Annotated in this window: 1 protein-coding gene; it reads right to left on the bottom strand. The window is 77.6% G+C overall.

Annotated features, from left to right (window positions below; genetic code table 11):
- Positions 1–376: 376 nt before the first annotated feature.
- Positions 377–1,282, bottom strand: coding sequence for a TIGR01777 family oxidoreductase (locus AAHZ94_RS33745; protein WP_349997507.1), 906 nt, complete (start codon positions 1,280–1,282; stop codon positions 377–379).
- Positions 1,283–1,647 lie beyond the last annotated feature (365 nt).

Consider the following 1,647-nt stretch of genomic DNA (forward strand, 5'->3'; position numbering starts at 1 on the left):
GCGGGGGCGGCCCCCCCCCCGGCGGGGGGGGGGGGGGGCGGCGGGGGGGGGGGGGGGGGGGGCGGGCGGGGGGGGGGGGGGCGCGGGGCCCGGCGGGGGTGCGCGGGGGGGGGCTGCGCGATGGGGTGGGGCTTCGCCTGGGGTGGCTCTCTGGGCCCTCTGGGGTGGGGCCGGGGCGGGTGTTTGGACGGGGTGGCTCTCTGGGGGTGGGGGCCCGGATGCGGTCTTGGTGGGGGCTTCTCGGCGTACGGCTCTGCTTGGGTGTGGCCCCGGGGCCCTGCGGCGTACGGCTCCGCGCGGGCGCGGTGCCGGGGCTGGGCTCGGCGTGCGGTCGGTGTCCGGGCGTGGCTCAGTGGCTGGTGGCCGGGCCCCGGTTTTAGCGGTCTGACCAGGCCGCTTCGATCGCGCCGTCGATGGTCGGGTGGTCGAAGGAGAAGCCGGAGTCCAAGAGGCGCTGGGGGATGACGCGCTGGCTGCCGAGTACGTCGGAGGAGAGCTCGCCGAGCGCGAGGCGGAGTGCCGGGCGGGGCACGGCCAGCGCCGTGGGGCGGCCGAGTACCCGGCCCTTGGCGGCGGTGACCTCGGGGTTGGTGACCGGGTTCGGCGCGGTCAGGTTCACCGGGCCCACCAGCGACTCGGTCGCGATGATGTGCCGCAGGGCCGCCACCTCGTCGCGCAGCGCGATGAAGCTCCAGTACTGGTCGCCGGAGCCGAGCCGACCGCCGAGGCCGAGCCGGAAGAGCGGGAACATCCGCCCCCAGGCGCCGCCGGCGCGCGCCACGCCCAGCCCGGTACGCGCGTACGCGGTGCGGATGCCCGCCTCCACGGCCGGTTCGGCGGCCTCCTCCCACTCCTGGCACAGATCGGCCAGGAAGCCGTGCCCGGGCGGCGTGTCCTCGTCCACCCTGCGGTCCGCGGTGTCGCCGTAGATGCCGATGGCGCTGCCGGAGACCAGCACGTCGGGCGGGGTGTCGAGGGACGCGACGGCCTCGGCGATGGCGGCCGTGCCCAGCACCCGGCTGTCCCGCAACTCCCGCTTGCGCGCCGGGCTCCAGCGCCGGTCGGCGATGCCCGCGCCGGCCAGGTGGACGACGGCCTGACAGCCGATCAGCCCGGGAGCGTCCACCCACTGCCGGTGCGGGTCCCACTCCACCTCGTGGTCGGTCCGCGGGGCGCGCCGCACGAGGCGTACGACGTGGTGGCCGTCGCGGCGGAGGTCGTGTGCGAGCGCGGAGCCGACGAGGCCGCTCGCACCGGTGACTGCAATACGCATGCCAGCCATCCTGCCCCCGATCGGCGCCGGGATGTGCGGCGGCGGCCGAACGTGGCGCGGCGCGGCCCGTGCGACGGTCGGGCGACCGCGAGCCAGGCGGACCGGGCCCGCGGCCGGGCGGGCCGGGCGCGGTCGCTTGCGTAAATGGGCTGTCCGGCGCGGGGTTCCGGATGGCACAGTGGCCGCCATGTCCGAGCCCGTTCCCGCACCTTCCGCCGCACCGGGGGAACCGTCGCCGCCGGGCGCCGGCGGCCCCACCGCCCGCACCGGACCGACGACCGTACCGACCACCGGACCGGGGTGAGAAGACGGCGGCGTTCTCCAGCAGTTCGGCGATGAGGTGGGTGAGGTCGGCGACCGCGGGGCCGTTGACG

Source organism: Streptomyces sp. HSW2009, from assembly GCF_040240285.1.
Lineage (GTDB): Bacteria > Actinomycetota > Actinomycetes > Streptomycetales > Streptomycetaceae > Streptomyces.